A 20,181-nucleotide genomic window follows, 5' to 3' on the forward strand; every position below is an offset into this window, starting at 1 on the left:
ATTAGAGTCCTTCGATGGCTCTTACCTACATCTATCTCGCGATCGCCATCGTCGTCGAAGTGCTGGCGACCAGCTTCCTGAAAGCCTCCGACAGTTTCACCAGGCTGTGGCCGAGCGTGGCCACGGTGGTGGGCTATGCGGTGTCGTTCTACTTCCTCTCGCTGGCACTGCGCGTGCTGCCCACCGGCATCGCGTACGCGATCTGGTCGGGCGTGGGCATCGTGCTCATCTCGGTGGTGAGCTGGCTGTGGTTCGGCCAGTCGCTGGATGGGCCGGCGATCGCGGGGCTGGGGCTGATCATCGCGGGCGTCGTGGTGGTCAATGTGTTTTCGAAGTCGGTGGGGCATTGATGCGCGCCTCCGGCTTGTTGCCTGCACTGCTCATCGGAAAGACATGGAGCCTCGGGTCGGCCGCCGTGCTGGATTGGCGTGTGTGGAGCGAGGGCGCGTGGTCACGCGCACGGTAGCCGGTGTGCCGGCCAGCGATCTCTCCGCGTCCGACTTGCTGAAGGCATGGCCGTCCATCGCCGACCCGGACGACGGGCGGCTCGGCTTCTATCTGCGCCTGGATCCGCTGACCTGGGGATGACCGGGGATGGTGGCCGCGCAGGCCACGATTGTTTCCTGGCGGTGAACACCGCGGTTCCTTTTGCTGAGGGTTTTTACCTAGTCTGCGGCGCACAATTCATCCCATGGACCAGCCGAACAACACGAACAGTTGATCCAGGTGAACAGGGCCCCGAGCGAGGTGGCCGCCCCCGGAGGGACGGTGACCCACCCAAGACCGGTTCGAAATCATCCAAGCAAGAACTTGAACTGAACTGAAGGAAATCCAAATGACCGCCTCGAAGATCCTCTCCGCCGTTGCTGTTGCTCTGATGGCTGTTGCCGGTGCCGCCCACGCTGAAACCTACGAAGGCGTGCAGCAAGTGAACTCCACCGTGAGCCGCGCCGATGTCGCCGGCCAGGCCGTGGTTGCCGCACGCACCGCGAACCCGTACGCCACTGGCGCCAATGCAGGCCCTGCACAAGTGTTCGTCTCCTCGACCAGCCGCGCTGCCGTCCGTGCCGAAGCCGCTGTCGCTGCACGCAGTGAGAACCCGTATGCCGAAGGCGCCACCTCGCGTGTCGCTCCGGTCCTGGCCAGCGGTGTGGACCGCGCCACGGTGCGTGCCGCAGCCCGCGCTGCCGCTCGCGGCGACGCACTGCCGCTGTAAACCGCCTGGCGCTTGCCCTCACCGGCGAGCGGACGTAGAAAAGCCGGGCCCTGCGAAAGCGGGGCCCGGCTTTTTTTGCGGGATCGAAACCCGGAAACCTGGCTAGGCGGCGCGCTCTTCGATCGGCCCCACGCGGTCCGGATAAAAGGCCACGTGATCCTTGATCTGCGAGACCGAGTCGTAGGGCGCTTCGTAGGTCCACACGGCATTCACCGAGCGCTCGCCGCCGGCCGGAATGCTGTAGTAGTTGGCTTCTCCCTTGTACGGGCAGTAGGTGGCGTGCCGCGTGCGTTCGAGCAGCGACATCTTCACGTCCTTGCGAGGGATGTAGTGCACCGTTCCGAAGTGCGATTCGCGCAGCGTCAGTGCTTCGCGCGTGTCGGCGACGACGCAGCCATCGACCGACACCACCACGCGAAGCGGATTGCGTGCGATGGTGATCGCATGGTCGGGGCCCGGGATCTTGATGGTGCGTTCTGGCGTGGCGAACATGGCAGCTCCTTCGATCGGATCGGGGTGATGGCAAGAAATCGGCGGACGGGCATCTTGCTCCCATGTCGTGACGGTTTGAAGCCCCCTGAAAATCGGCCCAGTCCCGGAGTGGTTAAAGGCCTTTGCCCTGCTGGCGATAACGAATACCGAAGTTCCAAATCCACCACGCCGACCGAGCCGATGCCGGTCCAGATCGCGTAGGCCGCAGGGCCGAGCGGCGGAGATCGACAGGGGCGCAGCAAGAGGCGCGCACGGTTCCAGGTGCGGCGCCCACGCCGCGCTAACGCGACAGCAGCCGCGGCTTGACGAACTTCAGCGTCATCCGGTCCGACTCGCCGATCGCCTGGTACTTCGCGCGATCGACCTCGCCGCCGCGCAGCGTGGGCGGCAGCGACCACACGCCGTTCGCATGGTCCTTGGTGTCGCGCGGGTTGGCGTTGACCTCGCTGCTGCCCGCGAACACGAAGCCCGCCGCCTTGGCGCGTTCGATCACGAAGTCTTGCGGCACGTAGCCGCTCTCGATGACGCGCGCGAGGCCGGTGCCGGCCGGTGCGCGATGCTCCTCCACGCCGAGCACGCCACCGGGCTTGAGCACGTCGTAGAAGGCGCGCAGGCTCTCGTCGAAGTGGCCGTCCTCGATCCAGTTGTGGATGTTGCGGAAGGTCAGCACCGCATCGGCGCCGCCGGGCGGGCGGATGTCGGTGAAGGCCGCTGCGGGCATCGTGCCGAGCACCACGCGGCCGTACACCTTGGGATCGCGCGCGAGCTTGTCGCGAAACGCATTGCGGGCGCGCTGCTGGCCGGGCGAACCGTCGGCGGGTTCGTGCGCGGCGTAGAGGCGGCCATGGTCGTGCAGGTAGGGCGCGAGGATCTCGGTGTACCAGCCGCCGCCGGGTGCGATCTCGATGACCGTCGCGTCCGGCCTGATGCCGAAGAAGGCGAGCGTTTCGAGCGGATGCCGCGCCCCGTCGCGTGCGCGATAGGCGGGGCTGCGCTGTGCGCCGTCGACGGCTGCGGCGAGGGCGGCGGTGGCCTTGGGCGGCAGCGCATCTGCGGTTTGCGCCTGCGCAACGCCGGCCGCGAACACGAGCGGCAGCAGCGCGAGGGCGGCGGCAAAACGCCGCAGCGAAGAAGGAAGGGCAGGGAGGTTCATCGCCGGATCATGCGGGAAAAGGCTTCCGCTCGCAGTCGACCGGTGACCGGTGATGCGCGGCCCGAACGCGCGACCTGCGCCGGGCCACCGATGCCGGGCATCGGCAACGCCGGCGCCGTCGCCCGGAACGCCCGGAACGCTCAGAACGGCGAGTCGGGGAAGTAGTACTTCGCCGCGTTTTCCTTGGTCACCAGCACCGAGGGAATGATCGTCGTGGCCGGCATCGCACCGCCTTCCACGCGCGCCTTCGCCGTAAGGTTCATCGCGTCGGCGATCATGCTCGGCGCGTAGGTCACGTCGGCCGAGACGATCTTGTCGCCGTCCATCACCTTCTTGATGTAGCCCTTGGCGCCGGCGCCGCCCACCACCAGCTTCACGTCGTCGCGCTTGGCCTGCTCGATGGCCTTCTGCACGCCCACGGCCATGTCGTCGTCCGAGGCCCACACCGCATCGATCTGCTTGAAGCGCGTGAGGTAGTCCTGCATGACCTTGAACGCGTCGTCGCGGTTCCAGTTGCCGTGCTTGGCATCGAGCACCTTGATGCCGGGGTTGGCCTTCATCACTTCGTTGAAGGCATCCACGCGCTGGTTGTCGATCACCGTGGGAATGCCGCGCAGGATCACCACGTTGCCCTTGCCGCCCATGGTCTTGGCCATGTACTCGCCCGCCACCTTGCCGAAGCCCGGGTTGTCGCCGGCCACGTAGGCGCTCTGCGCGTTCGGGTCGGTCAGGCCCCGGTCGACCACCGTGACGAACACGCCCTTGGACTTGACCTGCGCCACCGGCTTGGTGAGCGGCGCCGATTCGAAGGGCAGGATCACCAGCGTGTCGATCTTGTTGACCGTCTGCAGGTCCTGCACCTGGTTGGCCTGCTCGGTGGCCGAGCCGGCGGTCTTCACGAAGACCTTCATGCCGGGGTATTGCTTTTCCAGTTCGGCCTTGGTGCGGTTGGCCCAGTACACGACGCCGCCGGTCCAGCCGTGCGTGGCGGCGGGCACCGAGACGCCCATCACCGTGGCCTTGTTCTGTGCCAGCGCGGGCATGCTCGCAAGCGCACACACGGCCAGTGCGATGCCGGAAAAGATTCTTCTGCTTGTCATGGTTTCTGTCTCCTTCGTTGTAGATAGATAAAGCTAGCTCGTTGGGTTACTGACTACTTCTTCGCCGTGCTCGTCTCCAGGCCCAGCATCCGGCGAAGCTGCTGGGTATCGGTCTGGGCGCCCGCGAAGTCGTCGAAGGCCTTCTCGGTCGTTCGGATGATGTGGCGGCGAATGAATTCCGCCCCCTCGGCCGCGCCGTCCTCGGGGTGCTTGAGGCAACACTCCCACTCCAGCACGGCCCAGCTGTCGTAGTTGTATTGCGCCATCTTGGAGAAGATGGCGCCGAAGTCGATCTGCCCGTCACCGAGCGAACGGAAGCGCCCCGCGCGGTTCACCCACGGCTGGAAGCCCGAGTACACGCCCTGGCGGCCCGTGGGGCGGAACTCCGCATCCTTGATGTGCAGCGCCTTGATGCGCGAGTGGTAGATGTCGATGAACTCCAGGTAGTCCAGCTGCTGCAGCAAAAAGTGCGACGGGTCGTAGTTGATGCAGCAGCGCGGATGGTTCTTCACGCGTTCCAGAAGCATCTCGAAGGTCACGCCGTCGAACAGGTCCTCGCCCGGATGCAGCTCGAAGCAGACGTTGCAGTCGGCGTCTTCGAACGCATCGAAGATCGGGTGCCAGCGCTTGGCGAGTTCGTCGAACGCGGCCTCGATCAACCCAGCCGGCCGCGGCGGCCACGGATAGAGATACGGCCACGCGAGCGCTCCCGGAAAACTCACGGTGCTCTTCAAGCCCAGGTTGCGCGAGGCCTTCGCGGCGAACAGCATCTGCTCCACCGCCCACGCCTGCCGCGCCACCGGGTTGCGCCTGTAGGCCTCGGGCGCGAAGCCGTCGAAGGCTTCGTCATAGGCCGGGTGCACCGCCACCAGCTGGCCCTGCAGGTGCGTGCCCAGCTCGGTGATCTCCACGCCGTTCTCGCGCGCCACGCCTGCCACTTCGTCGCAGTAGGTCCTGGATTCGGCGGCCTTCTTCAGGTCGAAGATGCGCGCGTCCCACGAGGGAATCTGCACGCCCTTGAAGCCGAGCCCGCCGGCCCAGCGCGTGATCGAGTTCCATGAATCGAACGGTGCCGTGTCGCTCGCGAACTGCGCGAGGTAGATGCCCGGGCCCTTGATGTTGGTTGCCATGTGCAAACGCTCCTGCAAGAAAGTTCAGTGAAAGAAGGACTGCACCGCCGCATTCACGGCAGGTTGTCCTTCAGGTAGATATCGATGCGGATGCGCTCCTGGTCCGCATGCACCGGTTCGCGCGTGAGGCGCGCGATGGCCAGCCGCAGGGCCGAGCGGATCTCGTGCCCCGCGTCCTGGTTGATGACCGCCGCCATCGTGCCGTCGAGCAGGTCCGCGCGCGCGGCCGGTGTGAGTTCGTGGCCGACGAAGACGATCTTTCCCGCTCGCCCGCTCGCCTTGAGCGTGGCCGAGATGCCGCGGTTGCCCGCGCCCACGCTGTACAGCGCCACCAGCTTCGGGTGCGCGGCCAGCAGGCGCGCCGAGAGCTGCTGCGTGAGCTTCGGATCGTCCTTGCCCTCCATCGGCGGCAGCACCTTCAGGCCCTGGTACTCCGCGGCCATCACCTGGCTGAAGCCCAGGCTGCGCTCCGCATGGTCGCGCAGCGAGAGGCTCCCGACGATCACGCCGACCTCGCCCTTCACACCTCCGGAGAACCGTCCGACCAGCGTGCCCGCGGTGCGGCCGGCCGCCATGTTGTCGATGCCCACGAAATGCTGGCGCCGCGACCTCGGCACGTCCGACACCAGCGTGATCACGCCGATGCCCTGCGCCACCAGTTCGTCGATCGCCGCCTGCACCAGCGGGTGGTCCAGCGCCATCACCACGGCCGTGTCGCACTGGCCGCGCAGCGAGAGGATGCGTCGCGCAAGGCGCTGCGGCTCGAACACATCGACCGCGTGCGTCTGCGCGCTCACGCGGTGGTCTTCCATCCAGCCATCGCTGCCCGCGATCTGCTCGCGCAGCATCTCCACGAAGGTGTTGGTGCCCGAGGGCAGCAGAAAGCTCACGCGGTGCGGATGCGGCCGTGCGAGGCGGGCGGCGGCCGGATCGGGCCGGTAGTTCAGCCGCTCGACGGCCCCGTGCACCTGCGCGATCGAGCGCGCATGCACGCCGGGGCGCTTGTTCAGCACCCGGTCCACGGTGGCCAGGCTCACGTCGGCTTCGCGCGCCACGTCGCTGAGCGTGGCGCGGCCGATCTGTCCAGCGTTTCGCTGCGGGGTGGAGGGCATGGGGCGGATTCTGAGGTGCGTACCTCATTTTGATGTGGGGGGAAACCCGGGAGGGATTTCGAGGGGGGGGGTCTTGCCCCTTCTCCCTCTGGGGAGGCCGGGATGGGAGCGGGCAGAGCGCGCGATGGGCAGGCCGCGCGCCCCACCCCGACCCACCCGCAAAGGGGAGGGAGCAAGAAGATTCAGCCGGCCGGCGGCGCTGGCTTTTGGCGATACTTCGGCCCGTCACACCCAGATATCAGGAACAACATGGCCGACTACCCCCGCGACATCTACACGGAACCCGAACCCGATCCGCACACGCTCTCCAACCTGGGCCCGCTCACGGGCCTGGCCGGCATCTGGACCAGCGCCACGGGCCACGACGTGGCACCGAAAGAAGACGGCCCCGAAGCCGAGGCCTTCATCGAGCATGCCGAGTTCCAGCCCATCGACGCGCAGACCAACGGGCCGCAGATCTTCTACGGGCTGCGCTACCACGTGCGCATCGTCAAGCCGAACGAGGTGGAGAGCTTTCACGACCAGGTCGGCTACTGGCTCTGGGAGGCCGCCACCGGCACGGTGATCCAGACGCTGACGATCCCGCGCGGGCAGGCCGTCATGGCCATGGGGCACGCCGCGCCCGATGCGAAGTCGTTCAAGCTCGAGGCGGTGCGCGGCGCGGCGACCAACGGCATCCTCTCGAACCCGTTCCTGGAGCATGCGTTCAAGACGCTGCGCTACGACATCGCCGTCACGATCCACGACAACGCCAGCTGGTCGTACGAGCAGGTCACGCTGCTCGATGTGCTGGGCAAGCCCGAGCCCTTTCGCCACACCGACCGCAACACGCTGCACAAGATCGGCGAGCCCACGCCCAACCCGACCGCGCGCGCCGCGCTGGCTCAGCTGGTCGCCGCCTCCACGTCCGCGTGAAACTTCGCCGAGCACCACTCGGTGGCGCCGAAGTAGAGCGATGACTGCGCGCCGCTTGCCAGCGTTGACTGCGCCGACACGCCGAGCGCGAAGTCTTCGTCCAGGGCGCCCCAGAACGACGCGACGTTCCTGCGCCAGTAGTTCTCGGACTTCTCGGTGGTCGGCAGCTCGGGAATCAGCGTGCTCGCGATCACGCGCGAGCGGCCGGGCGCCTCGGGCAGCACGGTGAAGGCGTTGGCATGGTCGCCCTCGTGCAGGATGAAGGTGGCCGGAAAAAAGAAGTAGATGATGTTCGAGTGCGGCCCCACCTGCCATGTGTGCGAGGGCTGCTCGCGCAGCGCTTCGATGCTGCGCTTGGGCAGGAACAGGCGCTGGTGCTGCCGGTCGTGGTCGGCCATCAGCAGGTTGTCGTAGAACAGCGCCGCAATGCTGTCGCGGTGCGCGTACTGGAAGTGATAGGTCTCCAGGTTCGCCTCGAACGGGATCTTCCAGTTGGCCGCGTTGTCGAAGGCGTGCTGATGAAATGGCACCCAACTGTCGTAGCCCCAAGAGCGCAGGTCTTTGCCGAAGCGGCCGAGCCATGCATCGATGTCGAGCACGGCGCTCTCGCCCTCGGCCAGCGCGCGAGGGATGACCCACACGAAGCCCAGCGCCTCAGCCACCGGCACGCGCGCGAGGCTGCAATCCGAAGCGGGCGCGTGCGGAAAGTCTTCGCCCGAGGGGCGGCCGCGCAATGCGCCGTCGAGCCCGTAGGTCCAGCTGTGGTACGGGCAGATGAGCGCGCGCTGGTTCGAAAGGCCTGCTGGCTTGAGCCGCGCGCCGCGGTGCCGGCAGGCGTTGATGAACCCGTTGAGCTGGCCGTCCTGCGCGCGCACGAGCAAGAGCGGCAGACCGGCCACGTCGAGGGCGAACGAATCGCCCACGTTGGCGAGCGAGGCCGAAGGGCAGAGCGCCAGCGGATAGCGGCGGAAGATGCGCTCCACCTCGCGGTCATGGCGTGCCGGGTCGAGATAGCGCGACACCGGGCTCACGGCCGGTTCGCCGCGCTCGCTGCCGCCGGTTTCGATCAGCGCGAGGGCGCGGCGGATCAGTGCGATCTGTTCTTCTTGCTGCATGTGCGGTTGTCTCCGTGCAGGGGTGGGCGAGCCCATTGTGTCGAACGGATCGCGCTGCGGCTTGCATCAACTGGTCGAACTGCCGCTGGCGGATAGAACAAACACGCATACCTGCGAGCCCTCCATGCCGATAACCTCCAGCCATGGACCTGAAGCAACTGGAGTACTTCATACGCGTGGCCGAGCTCGGCAGCTTCACCCGCGCGTCGATCGCGATCGACATCGCGCAACCCGCCTTGAGCCGCCAGGTGCGCAACCTGGAGGTCGAACTGCGGCAGAACCTGCTGGTGCGCAACGGCCGCGGCGTGGTGGTCACCGATGCGGGCAAGCGGCTGCTGGAGCACGGCCGCGGCATCCTGCACCAGGTGGAGCGGGCGCGCGAAGACATGAACCGCTCGCGCGAGGCGCTGGCCGGCCGCGTCGCCGTCGGGCTGCCGCCCAGCGTGGCCCGCGTTCTCGCCGTGCCGCTGGTGCGCGCCGCGCGCGAGCGCCTGCCCGAGGCGGCGCTCTCCATCACCGAGAACCTCTCCACGGCGATGCAGGAATCGCTGGTCACCGGCCGGCTCGATGTCGCGCTGCTCTACAACCCGCAGCCTTCGACCGACGTGGACAGCGAAACGGTGCTGGAGGAAGACCTGTTCCTGGTCAGCGCCACCAAGGGCACGGGCCCGATGCGGCGCGGCACCCCGTTGCCGTTGCGCCAGCTGGCGGGCCAGCCGCTGGTGATTCCGACGCGGCCCAACGCGATCCGCATGCGCGTGGAGGCCGAGCTCGCCGCCATCGGATTGCGCCCGCAGATCGCGCTGGAGATCGACGGCGTGCCCGCCATCCTCGCACTCGTGGCCGATGGCGCGGGCCATGCCGTGCTCTCGCGCAACGCGGTCGCCAATGCGGGGCAGCCGCAGCGCTATGCCATCCGGCCCATCGTCGAGCCGAGCCTGCGCACGCGGCTCGCGTTGGCCGCGAGTTCGCAGCGGCCGGTCACGCGCACGCAGCGCGCCATGGGCGAGCTGCTGCGCGAGCTCGTGCAGCAGCACCTGGGCGGCCGCGCCGAAGTTCAGAAGCGGTGACGCATGCCGACGCCGAAGCTCCCGCGGCCGTCGAAGCCCGTGAGCCGGTCGCGCATGAAGACAGCGTAGAGGTCGGTGCGCTTCGACAGGAAATGGTCGTAGCCGACCGCCCACGTCGTGCGATGCGTTTCGGTGACCGGCTCGACCTTGCGCTGCGTGCGCGCGACCGAGGCCAGGAAGCGCCCCGCGCCCACCGGAACTGCCGCGCCCAGTTGTGCGGTCGTGGCCGTGGTGCGGATGTCGGGCGTGCGCGTGCGCTGGTACTGGCCGTAGAGCTGCACCGCCTTGAAATCGTAGGAGGCGCCGACCAGCGCCGCGTCCTGCCGCAGGATCGCCGTGGTAAAGCCCGGCCCCACCTGCGCCTGCTGCGCCGACACCACGGCGGCGAAGGGGCCGGCCGCATAGTTGAGCGTGAGGTTCAGGTTGTGCACGCCGCTGCGGTTCGTCACTTCGCCCAGGCTGTAGAGCACGCTCGCGCGCAGCCCGGCGAGGGTGGGCGATGTGTACTGCAGCGCATTGCTCCACACGCTGTCGCCGAGCACCGCGCGGTTGTACGTCGGCTGCCAGGTGTGCAGCATGACGGGCGAGAACTGCAGCGAGGTGCCGAAGGGGTTGAACGCACCGCTCGCCACGAACATCGGGTTGGTCTGCCGGCCCAGCGCTACCTGGCCGAAGCCGCCCGCCAGGCCCACCCAGGCATTGCGCGAGAAGTACGGATCGGTGGCGTTGCGCCCCAGGGTGCCGCTGTCCACCTGGAAGAAGCTCTCCAGCGCGAACTGCGCCTGTAGCCCGTCGCCCAGGCTCTCGGCGCCGCGGATGCCCCAGAACGATGTCGTCATGCCGCCGCTGTTGAGCACCTTGGTGCGGCCGGGCTCGTCGCTGCGCCGCATCGAGCCAGCGAAGGCGTCGAGCAGCCCGTAGATCTGCGCGCTGGCCGCGGACGCATCGGCCTGCGCCCATGCGGCGTGGGCCGCGCTGCACAGCGCGATGGCCGGTAGCAGTCGTTTCATGGTTTGTCTCCTCGTTGGTTTTTTTTGAAAAGCAAAGGCCAAAGGCGCGCAACGCTCCGCACGCCATGGCAGCGCCACGGCGTGAGGTTGGTGTCGGTGGGAGTGCGCGCCGCGGTGCGGGGCGCTCAGTCGTACCAGTAGAGGCGCGTCGGGTTGTCGACCAGGAGCTTGTGCAATTGCGCCGCGTCGTCGCAGAAGCGCGGCAGCAGGTCTACCAGCTTGCCGTCGTCGGGCATCTCGCGCACGTTGGGGTGCGGCCAGTCGGTGCCCCAGAGCACGCGGTCGGGCGCGGCGGCGATCAGTTGCCGCGCGAACGGCACGGCGTCCGCATACGGTTGGCCTTGCGTGGAGAGCGCTTGCGAAATGCGCTCCGCACCGCTCACCTTGACCCACGCACGCTCGTCGCGCATGAGGTCGAGCATCATCGCGCAGGCCTGCTGGCCGAGGCCGTGCTCGACCATCGTGCGGCCCATGTGGTCGATCACGAAGGGCACGGGCAGCGTGTCCAGAAACGCGCGGTAGGTGACCAGGTCTTCCGCATCCAGGTGCAGCACCAGGTGCCAGCCCAGCGGCTTGATGCGCTCGGCCATGCGCAGCACCGTCGGCAGGTCGGGCGCGCCGCCCAGGTGCTGCACGAAATTGAAGCGCACCGAGCGCACGCCGGCCTTGTGCAGCGCGCCGAGCTCGGCATCGCTCACGCCCGCGCCGACCATCGCGACGCCGCGGTAGCTGTCGGGCGATTGTGCGATGGCGTCGAGCATCGCGCGGTTGTCGTGGCCGTGCACGCTGGCCTGCACCAGCACGACGCGCTCGATGCCCAGCAGTTCATGCAGCGCGCGCAGCCTGGCGGCGGGCGCATCGGGCGGCGTGTAGCGGCGGTTCTCCGAATACGGAAACACGTCGCCGGGGCCGAACACGTGGCAATGCGCGTCGCAGGCGCCCGCGGGCAGGCGCAACGCGGGCGCGCTCGGGTGAGGGTGGGGAGGGGCGATGGTCTTCATGGCGGGGCTCATTGCTTGGGAATGCCGGCGCGCTGGATCACGCCCGACCAGCGCTTGATTTCGCTCTCCAGCAGCCGCGCCTGTTCCTGCGGCGTGCTGCCGCGCGGCTCCACGCCCAGGTTCTGCAGCCGCTTCTTCACCTCGGGTGAAGCGAGTGCGGCGAGCGCTTCCTGGTTCAGCCGCGCGATCACTTCGGGCGGCGTGCCGGCGGGCGCGGCCAGCGCGTTCCAAGAGGCGACCTGGAAACCGGGCGTGCCGCTTTCCGCGACGGTCGGCACATCGGGCAGGCCGCTCGCGCGCTTCTCGCCCATCACGGCCAGCGCACGCAGCGCCTTGCCTTCGATCTGCGAGAGCACCGGCGGAAGAATCTCCACCGCCACATCGACCTGGTTGCCGCGCAGCGCGGTCACCACGGCCGGCGTGCCGTTGAAGGGCACCACCTGCGCATCGATGCCCAGCGACGTCTTGAGCAGTTCGCCCGCCAGGTGCTGCGTGCTCCCGACGTTGATGGTGCCGATGTTGAGCTTGCCGGGGTTGGCCTTGGCGTAGGCCACCAGCTCGGCCAGCGTCTTGAACTTGCCGTTGCCCGGCGCGAGGATCGCCATGTCGAAGTAGCCGAGCATCGAGACCGGCGCGAAGTCCTTCACCGTGTCGTAGGGCAGCGACTTGAAAAGGCCCACGCTCACCGCGTTGGCGTTGGACATGAGGAGCAGCGTGTGCCCATCGGCCGGCGCCTTGGCCACGGTGTCCGATGCCACCACGCCGCCGGCGCCGGGCTTGTTGTCCACGACGATGCTCTGGCCCATCGATTCGGACATCTTCTGCGCGACGCTGCGCGCAACCAGGTCGGCCACGCCGCCCGCGCCGAAGGGCACGACCAGGCGGATGGGGCGGGAGGAAAGCGGCCGGGGCGCTGCGAAGGCGGCGGGGCTGGCAGCCAGGGTCAGCATCAGGCTGACGAAGCTGCGGCGGGAATGTCTCATGGGTCTCCTGGGAAGGTGTGTAGGGCAGTCCGTGCGGTCTCGCGCCGCGATGCCGCACTATTCCCGCTCGCCGGCCGCGGGGCAATATCGTGTGCGCACTGGGAGATATAGCGATCCGGCATGGCGCCGGTTTGCAGACTCAGTCCAGCCGCAGCGACCCGAGCCGCGCAACGACAAGGTCATGCAGCGTCTGCGCCGCCACCGACAGGCTGCCCTCGCGCCGCTGCACGAGATACAGCGTGCGCGTGAGCGCCGGCAAGGGCAGTGGCCGCGTCACCAGCGTCTCGCGCCGAAAGTGAAAGAGCGTGAGCGCCGGCACCACGCTGATGCCGAGCCCGGCCTCCACGAGGCCCATCACCGTGGCCAGGTGCTCCACCTCGAACACCGCGTTCAGCCGCAGCGGGTGCAGCGCCGCATCGAGCGCCTGCCGCACGCTGCTGTTGCGCGCCATCTGGATGAAGGGGTACGGCGCGATCTTCTTGACCGTGAGGCGCGCCTCGTGCGCGAGCGGATGGTCGGCGCGGCACACGAGGTGAAAGCGATCGGTGCAGAGCTTGCGCGCGCGCAGGTCGCTGTCGGCCGCCGCGCCCGAGGCCGCGAGCGCGAAGTCGGCCTGGCCGCTGCGCACCAGCGCCACGCAGGCGTCCGACAGCGCATCGTCCAGGTCGATGCGGATGCCGGGCCACGTCTGCATGAATTCCGCGAACACCGCCGGCAGCCAGCCCGCGGCCAGCGAGGGCAGGGCAGCGATGCGCACGCGCCCCTTGCGGCGCTCCACATGGTCGGCCAGGTCGCCCATGGCACTGCCCATGTCGTCGAGCAGGCGGCGCGCCGAACTCTCGAACAGCCGGCCTTCGGGCGTGAGCTGCACGCTGCGCGTGTCGCGGTCGAAGAGGCGCGTGCCGATGGCGTCTTCGAGCGTGCGGATCAGCGCGCTGAACGCCGGCTGCGACAGGTGGCTGGCCTGCGCCGCGCGCGTGAAGCTGCGGTGCTCGGCCAGCGCGAGAAAGGCGCGCAGCTGCCGCGTGGAGAGGTCGGGCGTCTTTCTCATGTCTCTGGGCCTTGTTATTTGAAATACAGATCAATCGATCCGGATTTTCGATTTTACGGATCACATCCATTTGCCTACATTGCACCTCGATGAATACCCAATCACTGCCCCCTTTGCTGATCGGCTGCGCGGCTGGCTTCTCCGGCGACCGCACCGATGCGGCCGGGCCGGTGGTCGAGACGCTGATCGCCCGGCTCGCCAATGGCCCCGCCGGGCAGCGCGCCTTCCTGATCTTCGAGACGCTGGCCGAACGCACGCTGGCCCTCGCGCAACTGCGCCGCCGCGACAACCCCGAGGCCGGCTACGAACCGCTGCTCGATGCGATGCTGCGGCCGGTGCTGGCACGTTGCCTTGCGCACGGCATTCGCATCGTGAGCAACTTCGGCGCGGCCAATCCGCGTGCTGCGGCGCGGCACATCGCCCGCATGGCGCGCGAGCTGGGTGCCGCTTCGCCGCGCATCGCGGTGGTGGAGGGCGATGACCTGTCTGGCGAAGAACACCGTGCGTTGCTCAAAGAGGTGCTGGGCGCGCAGGTCGAGGGCTTGCGCATCGTCAGCGCCAATGCGTACATCGGCGCCGAGCCGATTGCCGCCGCGCTCGATGCGGGCGCGCAGATCGTCGTGTGCGGCCGCGTGGCCGACCCCTCGCTCACCGTCGGCCCGGCCCTGTCGCACTTCGGCTGGCGCGCCGACGACTGGCACCGCCTAGGCCGCGCGACCATGGCGGGCCACTTGCTCGAATGCGGCGCGCAGGTCTGCGGCGGCTACTTCGCCGACCCCGGCTACAAGGACGTGCCGGGCCTGGAAACCGTGGGCTTTCCGATCGCCGAGATCGACGCCGACGGCCACTGCACCATCGGCAAGGCCGACCACACCGGCGGCCTCGTGAGCGAGGCCACGGTGAAGGAACAACTGCTCTACGAGGTGCACGACCCGAGCGCCTACCTCACGCCCGACGTGGTCGCCGACATCGCCGATGCCGAAGTGCGTGCGCTGCCCGGCAAGGACCGCGTCGAACTTTCGGGCGCGCGCGGCCATGCGCGGCCGAGCCACTACAAGGTCAACGTCTGCCACGAAGGTGGCTGGCTCGCCGAGGGCGAAATCTCCTATGCCGGCCCGCGCGCCGAAGCCCGCGCCCGGCTCGCGGCGGACGTGCTGCGCAAGCGGCTCGACGGCCTCGCGCTGCGCGTGGACCTGATCGGCGCGCTGAGCATCCTCGGCGACGACGCCGGTCGCGCGCTCGCAGACACACCTGACACGGGCCTGCGCGACGTGCGCCTGCGCGTCGCCGCCACGCACGCCGACCGTGCACAGGCCGAGCGCCTGGCGCGCGAGGTGATGGCGCTCTACACCTGCGGCCCCGCGGGCGGCGGCGGCGTGCGCACCGCGCTCACGCCGCGGCTCAACACGCTCTCGTGCCTCTTGCCGCGCGACTCGGTGCCGGTGCGATTCGAACTGCTCGATGCGAAGGCGCTGGCATGAACACGACAAACGACATGATCGAAGTCCCGCTCTACCGCGCCGCGCACGGCCGCACCGGCGACAAGGGCGACCGCTCCAACATCAGCGTGATCGCATGGCGCGCCGAGTTCTACCCGCTGCTGCTCGACCAGCTCACGCCCGAGCGCGTGGCCGCGCAGTTCCGCCACCGCGCGCCATCGCACGTGCAGCGCTTCGTGCTGCCCAGGCTGCACGCGATGAACTTCGTGCTCGATGCGGTGCTCGACGGCGGCGTGAACGATGCGCTGAACCTCGATGCGCATGGCAAGGCACTCTCGTTCCTGCTGCTCGACATGCCGATCCAGATACCGCGCGCGCTTGAACCGTTGCTTGCAGGGCCGTAGCGGCGCCGCTCCATTTTTCCTACTCATCCATCCGGAGACAAAACAATGAAACGATTCCCCCTCGCCGTACTGACCACGGCACTCGCGCTGGCCCCGTTGTTGGGCCACGCGCAGGCCTTCCCCGAGAAGTCCATCACCTTCGTCGTGCCCTTCGCGGCCGGCACCGCCACCGACCAGATCGCGCGTGCGCTCGGCAACGCCATCACGGCCGAGACCAAGCAGCCCGTCATCATCGACAACAAGGCGGGCGCGAGCGGCTTCATCGCCTCACAGAACGTGGCCAAGGCGCCGGCCGATGGCTACACCGTGCTCATCACCACCAACACCACGCACGCGGCCAACGAGCACCTGTTCAAGAAGCTCCCCTACGACCCGGTGAAAGACTTCGCCCCCATCGCCGCGCTCGGCAAGGGCGGGCAGATCATGGTGGTGAACCCCTCGTTCCCCGCCAAGACCGTGGCCGAGTTCGTCGCGCTCGCGAAGAAGGAGCCGGGCAAGTACAGCTTCGGCAGCGGCAGTTCATCCAGCCGCATGGCGGGCGAGTTGCTGCAGCAGATGGCCGACATCAAGCTCCTGCACGTGCCCTACAAGAGCAACACGCTGGCCGTGACCGACCTGCTCGGCGGGCAGATCCACATGATGATCACCGACACCGCCACGGGCCTGCCGCAAGTCAAGGGCGGCAAGCTGCGCGCGCTGGGCATGTCCAGCGCCAGCCGCTCGCCGCTCGCGCCCGACGTGCCCACCATTTCCGAGGCCGGCGTGAAGGGCTACGAGATGGGCTACTGGTTCGCGGCCTACGCGCCCGCCAAGACACCGCCCGCCGTGGTCAAGCGCCTGAACGAACTGCTCGTGAAGGCCGCGAAGAGCGAGTCGGCGAAGACCGGCTTCTACGAACCGACCGGCACCGAGGTGTTCACCACCTCGCCCGAGGAACTGGCCAGGTTCCAGGCCGGCGAATCGCAGAAGTGGGGCCGCATCGTGAAGGCCGCCGGCATCGAAGCCGAGTGAACTGCGCGCCGTAGCGGGGATCGGCGCCGCGGAATACAGAACACCACAACAGGAGACAAACCATGAAACGATGGAGCCTTGCGGCTGCCACGGTGGCTTCGGCCGCCCTTTTTCTGAGTGCCTGCGGCGGAAGCGGCGGTGGAGGCGGGGGCTTCGTGCTGCCGCCCGTCACCGGCACGCCGCCACCCGTCACACAACCCCCGGCCGCCACCGCGCCGAAATTCAAGCTCGCCATCGCCAAGACCGAAGACGTGCCCGGCACCTTCGGCGCGGTGGGCGCCTACGAGAAGATCAGCGGCACCTTCACCGGCGAGGTCGACCCGAAGGACGCGCGCAACGCGATCATCCAAGACCTGCAGCTCGCGCCGCTCAACGCCAACGGCAAGGTCGAGTACACGTCGGACTTCGTGCTCTTCAAGCCCAAGGACATGGGCAAGGCCAGCGGCGTGCTGCGCTACGACGCGCCCAACCGCGGCAACATCGTGGCCCTCGATCCGTACTTCGCTTCGCGCGGCTACGTGTTCCTCACCGCTGCATGGCAAGGCGACGTGCCCGCAGCCGCCGGCAAGCTCACGCTCAACGTGCCGGTCGCGAAGAACGCCGATGGCAGCAGCATCACCGGCACCTACCGCGCCGAGTTGCTGCCCACGGTGGCGACGAACGATTCGCTGCCGCTGCCCGGTGGCCCGTTCAACGCGGCGATGCAGGCCTACGCGACCGCGAGCCTGGACAACACCCGGTCCGGCTACGTGCTCACCCGCCGCATCAACGAGGGCGATGCGCGCCAGCTCATTCCCGCGAGCGACTGGAAGTTCGCCAAGTGCGGCGCGGGCGCACCGTTCCCCGGCACGCCCGACGAGACCAACGTGTGCCTGAAGGACAAATGGGACCCGGCCTACATGTACGAGCTGGTCTACATCGCGAAGGACCCGAAGGTGATGGGCCTGGGCCTTGCGGCGCTGCGCGACATGATCACCTTCTTCCATCGCGATGCGAGCGATGCGGCGGGCACCGCCAATCCCGTGGCTGCGGCGATCAAGAACACCATCGCATCGGGCGTCTCGCAGTGCGGCAACTTCATGAAGACCTTCGTGCACCTGGGCTTCAACGAGGACCGCGCGGGGCAGAAGGTGTTCGACGGCGTGTTCGCGCAGATCGCGGCGCGGCAGACCAACATCAACATGCGCTTCTCGATCCCCGGTGGCGGCGGCGGCGTGCGCAGCGACCACACGGCCTTCGGCCAGGCCGGCACGCGCGGCCTCTCGAAGGACTACGTGGACGACGTGGCCCAGCGGCGCGGCGGCATCCTCTCGCGCTGCGAGGCGAGCGGCACCTGCCCCAAGCTCTTCATCGGTTTCAGCGGCACCGAGTTCTACGTGCTGCAGGGCTCGCCGCTGCTGACCGATGCGTGGGGCACCACCGACCTCGTGCAGCCGGCCAACGCCCGCATCTACTACTACGCGAGCACGCACCACCTGCTGGGCCTTGCATCGCTGCCGGGCGCGAGCGCCGGCGCGCTCTATACAACCAACGCGAACGCGGCCGTCATACCCGTCGTGCGCGCCCTCTACCAGAACCTCGAGGAATGGGTCGTGAGCGGCACCGCGCCGCCCGACAACCAGGTGCCCAAGCTCGCGGACGCCACGCTCGTGCGCCCCGCGCAGGTCAAGTTCCCGGCCATTCCGGGCGCCAACTACACGGGCCTGGTCAACACCTTCTCGCTGCTCGACTGGGGTCCCACCTACCGCCCGCAGGACGAGACCGGCATCGCCACCCAGGTGCCGCCCGCGTACCTGGGCCGCGACTACGCGATCCTCGTGCCGCAGGTGGATGCGGACGGCAACGACATCGCCGGCATCCGCAGCCTCGACGTGGCCGTGCCCGTGGGCACCAACACCGGCTGGAACTACACCAACAAGCCCGGCACCATCGACCAGGCGGGCCTCTTCGGCGCGTACTTTCCATTCGTGAAGACGGCCGCGCAGCGCGCGGGCACGACGGACACGCGGCTCTCGCTGCAAGAGCGCTACACCGACCAGGCGGGCTACGTCGCAGCCGTGACCAGCGCGGCCAACGACCTCGTGGCCAGGCGCTTCATGCTGCGCGTGGATGCCGATGCGGCGATCGCGAACGCGGCCGCCAACCCCGTGCTGCCCTAGTCATTCCGCCGCGTTCGCTACGTGCGCCGCGAACCCCGTGCGGCCCGGCGCAATGTCGGGCCGCAGGGTGAGGGCGGGGATCTCGTAGTCGCCCGCGTTCTGCGGCCGGAACGCGATGGGCGCCGTCGTCCACAGCGCATCGAGCCGGTCGCCGAGGTCTTCGGTGATCCGCGCATAGGCCGCGTCATCGACCTTGCCCGTGCGGTGCACCACGAAGGGCGGCAGCACATCGAAGCCCGGGTAGTAGAGGATGCCGTGGTGGATGGGAAACAGCAGCTCGTCCATCGGCCCGTTGATGCCGCGCGGGCCGTAGTGCGGCGCCCAGCCGCCGGTGGTGACCACCAGCATCGCGCGCTTGCCCGCCATCACGCCCTGGCCGAAGCGGTCGCCCCAGTGCGTGTCGGAGTGCTCGCCCACGCCGTAGGCAAAGCCATAGGCGTACACCCGCTCGACCCAGCCCTTGAGGATCGCGGGCATCGAGTACCACCAGAGCGGAAACTGGAAGATCACCGCATCGGCCCACAGCAGCCTGGCCTGCTCGCCGGCGATGTCGCCCGGCTGCGTGCCGCCCTCGAACGCGCGCTGCGAATCGAGCACCGGATCGAAGTGCGCCCCGGGCTCGACATGCGCGAAGTCCGCCGCATCGAGCGGCGCTTTCCATTGCATCGCGTAGAGATCGGACACGCGCACCTCGTGCCCGGCTTGTGTGAGGCGCTCGACCATGAAGTTTTTCAGCGAGCCGTTGAGCGAACGGGCTTCGGGGTGGGCGTGGACGAGGAGAACTTTCACGATGCAATTACCTGTGGAATGAGGAACATGCACGCAGGTTAGGAGCCGAGGCGATATATTGGAAATGAATAGTTCGAATTCCAGCCATTGCCATGAACAATTTCAGCCGCCTCGACCTCAACCTGTTGATCACGCTCGACGTGCTGCTCGCCGAGCGCAACGTCACCCGCGCCGCCGAGCGCCTGAACCTCTCGCAGCCCTCGGTGAGCGTGCAGCTCGCCAAGCTGCGCGAGGCTTTTGCCGATCCGCTGCTGGTGCCCGCGCAGCGCGGCATGCGGCCCACGGCGCGCGCCGACGAATTGCGGGGGCCGCTGCGCGAAGCGCTGGAATCACTGGGCCGCGCGGTGGCGCCCACCAAGCCCTTCGACCCCGCCGAGGCGACCACCACCTGGCGCGTGGCCGCGGCCGACTATGCGGAGTCGGCGATCCTGCTGCCCGCGCTCGCGGGCCTGCGCAAGGCAGCGCCCAACACGCGGCTGGCCGTGGTGGAGGCGGTGCCCTCGCGCATGGCGCGGCAGCTGGAGCATGGGGAGATCGACCTGTTCTTTCACACGAGCGTGGGGGCACCGCCGGGGCTGCATCGGCGGGTGCTGTTCAACGAGCGCTATGTGCTGGCGGGGAGGGCGGGGCATCCGCGGTTGAAGCGCCGGCCGACGCTCGCGCAGTTCTGCGCGCTGGAGCATGTGGTGGTGTCGCTGGCCGGTGGCGGGTTCGCTGGGCCGACGGACGATGCGCTGGCGCAGATGGGCTTGACGCGGCGCGTGGCGCTGTCGGTGCCGCACTTTCTTTTCATGATGTCGGTGCTGGCGCAGACCGATATGGTGGCGATGCTGCCTGAGCGGCTGGCGCGTGGCGCGGCGGGACTACGGGTGGTGGAGGCGCCGCTGGAGGTGCCGGGGTATGAGATGGCGATGCTGTGGCATGAGCGGCGGCATCGGGATGCGGGGCATCGGTGGGTTAGGGAGTGGATTGCGGGGAGTTGTGCAGGGGCGAGGTGAGTGCGATTTGGCGCGGGCGTAGATCCTCGAGTG

21 protein-coding genes are annotated in these 20,181 nt (G+C 68.3%); 10 read left to right on the forward strand and 11 right to left on the reverse strand.

The window, feature by feature from the left end:
• The first annotated feature begins 14 nt into the window (after positions 1 to 14).
• The 3 genes from BM133_RS02980 to BM133_RS02985 all read left to right on the forward strand — a co-directional run bounded on the left by BM133_RS02980 (position 15) and on the right by BM133_RS02985 (position 1,216).
• Positions 15 to 350 (forward strand): SMR family transporter, encoded by a 336-nt coding sequence (locus BM133_RS02980; RefSeq protein ID WP_093431532.1) that lies wholly within the window; start codon positions 15 to 17, stop codon positions 348 to 350.
• Between the two features lie 97 nt (positions 351 to 447).
• A complete protein-coding gene (locus tag BM133_RS35090) occupies positions 448 to 588 on the forward strand; it encodes a hypothetical protein (RefSeq protein WP_177224701.1) in 141 nt (46 codons plus the stop codon).
• A 247-nt stretch (positions 589 to 835) separates the two neighbouring features.
• On the forward strand, positions 836 to 1,216 hold the full coding sequence (locus BM133_RS02985) for a helicase SNF2 (RefSeq protein WP_093431534.1): 381 nt from the start codon (positions 836 to 838) through the stop codon (positions 1,214 to 1,216).
• 102 nt (positions 1,217 to 1,318) lie between these two features.
• On the opposite strand, the gene BM133_RS02990 is transcribed toward BM133_RS02985, so the two are convergent.
• The 5 genes from BM133_RS02990 to BM133_RS03010 form a co-directional block, all read right to left on the reverse strand.
• Positions 1,319 to 1,708 (reverse strand): DUF427 domain-containing protein, encoded by a 390-nt coding sequence (locus BM133_RS02990; protein ID WP_093431535.1) that lies wholly within the window; start codon positions 1,706 to 1,708, stop codon positions 1,319 to 1,321.
• A 280-nt stretch (positions 1,709 to 1,988) separates the two neighbouring features.
• The gene (locus BM133_RS02995; protein ID WP_093431537.1) at positions 1,989 to 2,861 is read right to left on the reverse strand and encodes a class I SAM-dependent methyltransferase; all 873 of its coding nucleotides are present in this window, start codon (positions 2,859 to 2,861) and stop codon (positions 1,989 to 1,991) included.
• Positions 2,862 to 3,001: 140 nt separating this feature from the next.
• Complete coding sequence (locus BM133_RS03000; RefSeq protein WP_093431539.1) at positions 3,002 to 3,961, reverse strand: ABC transporter substrate-binding protein; 960 nt, start codon at positions 3,959 to 3,961, stop codon at positions 3,002 to 3,004.
• A 53-nt stretch (positions 3,962 to 4,014) separates the two neighbouring features.
• Complete coding sequence (locus BM133_RS03005) at positions 4,015 to 5,091, reverse strand: sugar phosphate isomerase/epimerase family protein (protein ID WP_093431540.1); 1,077 nt, start codon at positions 5,089 to 5,091, stop codon at positions 4,015 to 4,017.
• Positions 5,092 to 5,144: 53 nt separating this feature from the next.
• Positions 5,145 to 6,203: a LacI family DNA-binding transcriptional regulator gene (locus tag BM133_RS03010; RefSeq protein WP_093431542.1), complete on the reverse strand. Its 1,059-nt coding sequence runs from the start codon at positions 6,201 to 6,203 to the stop codon at positions 5,145 to 5,147.
• Between the two features lie 249 nt (positions 6,204 to 6,452).
• Between BM133_RS03010 and BM133_RS03015 the strand changes: the two genes are divergently transcribed.
• A complete protein-coding gene (locus BM133_RS03015; RefSeq protein ID WP_093431543.1) occupies positions 6,453 to 7,118 on the forward strand; it encodes an FABP family protein in 666 nt (221 codons plus the stop codon).
• Here the strand turns inward: BM133_RS03015 and BM133_RS03020 are convergent.
• Positions 7,088 to 8,233 (reverse strand): aromatic ring-hydroxylating oxygenase subunit alpha, encoded by a 1,146-nt coding sequence (locus BM133_RS03020; RefSeq protein WP_177224702.1) that lies wholly within the window; start codon positions 8,231 to 8,233, stop codon positions 7,088 to 7,090. The two genes, BM133_RS03015 and BM133_RS03020, sit on opposite strands and share 31 nt — an antisense overlap.
• Positions 8,234 to 8,376: 143 nt before the next feature.
• On the opposite strand from BM133_RS03020, the gene BM133_RS03025 reads away from it, so the two are divergent.
• Positions 8,377 to 9,303 carry a LysR substrate-binding domain-containing protein gene (locus BM133_RS03025; RefSeq protein ID WP_093431547.1) on the forward strand — a complete coding sequence of 309 codons (927 nt, stop codon included), beginning with the start codon at positions 8,377 to 8,379 and terminating at the stop codon, positions 9,301 to 9,303.
• On the opposite strand, the gene BM133_RS03030 is transcribed toward BM133_RS03025, so the two are convergent.
• The 4 genes from BM133_RS03030 to BM133_RS03045 all read right to left on the reverse strand — a co-directional run bounded on the left by BM133_RS03030 (position 9,291) and on the right by BM133_RS03045 (position 13,348).
• Positions 9,291 to 10,313, reverse strand: a complete 1,023-nt coding sequence (locus BM133_RS03030) for a porin (RefSeq protein WP_093431548.1) — start codon at positions 10,311 to 10,313, stop codon at positions 9,291 to 9,293. The genes BM133_RS03025 and BM133_RS03030 overlap by 13 nt on opposite strands.
• Before the next feature lie 125 nt (positions 10,314 to 10,438).
• Positions 10,439 to 11,314 carry an amidohydrolase family protein gene (locus BM133_RS03035; protein ID WP_093431550.1) on the reverse strand — a complete coding sequence of 292 codons (876 nt, stop codon included), beginning with the start codon at positions 11,312 to 11,314 and terminating at the stop codon, positions 10,439 to 10,441.
• A gap of 8 nt (positions 11,315 to 11,322) precedes the next feature.
• Positions 11,323 to 12,297 carry a Bug family tripartite tricarboxylate transporter substrate binding protein gene (locus BM133_RS03040; RefSeq protein WP_093431551.1) on the reverse strand — a complete coding sequence of 325 codons (975 nt, stop codon included), beginning with the start codon at positions 12,295 to 12,297 and terminating at the stop codon, positions 11,323 to 11,325.
• Positions 12,298 to 12,436: 139 nt separating this feature from the next.
• Positions 12,437 to 13,348 carry a LysR family transcriptional regulator gene (locus BM133_RS03045; protein ID WP_093431553.1) on the reverse strand — a complete coding sequence of 304 codons (912 nt, stop codon included), beginning with the start codon at positions 13,346 to 13,348 and terminating at the stop codon, positions 12,437 to 12,439.
• Between the two features lie 89 nt (positions 13,349 to 13,437).
• Between BM133_RS03045 and BM133_RS03050 the strand changes: the two genes are divergently transcribed.
• The 4 genes from BM133_RS03050 to BM133_RS03065 all read left to right on the forward strand — a co-directional run bounded on the left by BM133_RS03050 (position 13,438) and on the right by BM133_RS03065 (position 18,361).
• Positions 13,438 to 14,829, forward strand: coding sequence for an acyclic terpene utilization AtuA family protein (locus BM133_RS03050; RefSeq protein WP_093431554.1), 1,392 nt, complete (start codon positions 13,438 to 13,440; stop codon positions 14,827 to 14,829).
• Positions 14,826 to 15,191, forward strand: coding sequence for an AtuA-related protein (locus BM133_RS03055; protein WP_093431556.1), 366 nt, complete (start codon positions 14,826 to 14,828; stop codon positions 15,189 to 15,191). The genes BM133_RS03050 and BM133_RS03055 overlap by 4 nt, the downstream gene beginning before the upstream one ends.
• 45 nt (positions 15,192 to 15,236) lie before the next feature.
• Complete coding sequence (locus BM133_RS03060; protein WP_093431557.1) at positions 15,237 to 16,202, forward strand: Bug family tripartite tricarboxylate transporter substrate binding protein; 966 nt, start codon at positions 15,237 to 15,239, stop codon at positions 16,200 to 16,202.
• 62 nt (positions 16,203 to 16,264) lie between these two features.
• Positions 16,265 to 18,361, forward strand: coding sequence for an alpha/beta hydrolase domain-containing protein (locus BM133_RS03065; RefSeq protein ID WP_093431559.1), 2,097 nt, complete (start codon positions 16,265 to 16,267; stop codon positions 18,359 to 18,361).
• On the opposite strand, the gene BM133_RS03070 is transcribed toward BM133_RS03065, so the two are convergent.
• Positions 18,362 to 19,150 (reverse strand): NAD(P)H-dependent oxidoreductase, encoded by a 789-nt coding sequence (locus BM133_RS03070; RefSeq protein WP_093431560.1) that lies wholly within the window; start codon positions 19,148 to 19,150, stop codon positions 18,362 to 18,364. It abuts the gene before it with no gap.
• Between the two features lie 92 nt (positions 19,151 to 19,242).
• Here BM133_RS03070 and BM133_RS03075 point away from each other — a divergent pair, with 92 nt between their 5' ends.
• The gene (locus BM133_RS03075; RefSeq protein ID WP_093431562.1) at positions 19,243 to 20,148 is read left to right on the forward strand and encodes a LysR family transcriptional regulator; all 906 of its coding nucleotides are present in this window, start codon (positions 19,243 to 19,245) and stop codon (positions 20,146 to 20,148) included.
• Positions 20,149 to 20,181: the final 33 nt, after the last annotated feature.

The organism is Variovorax sp. 770b2, assembly GCF_900115685.1.
Taxonomy (GTDB): Bacteria; Pseudomonadota; Gammaproteobacteria; order Burkholderiales; family Burkholderiaceae_C; genus Variovorax.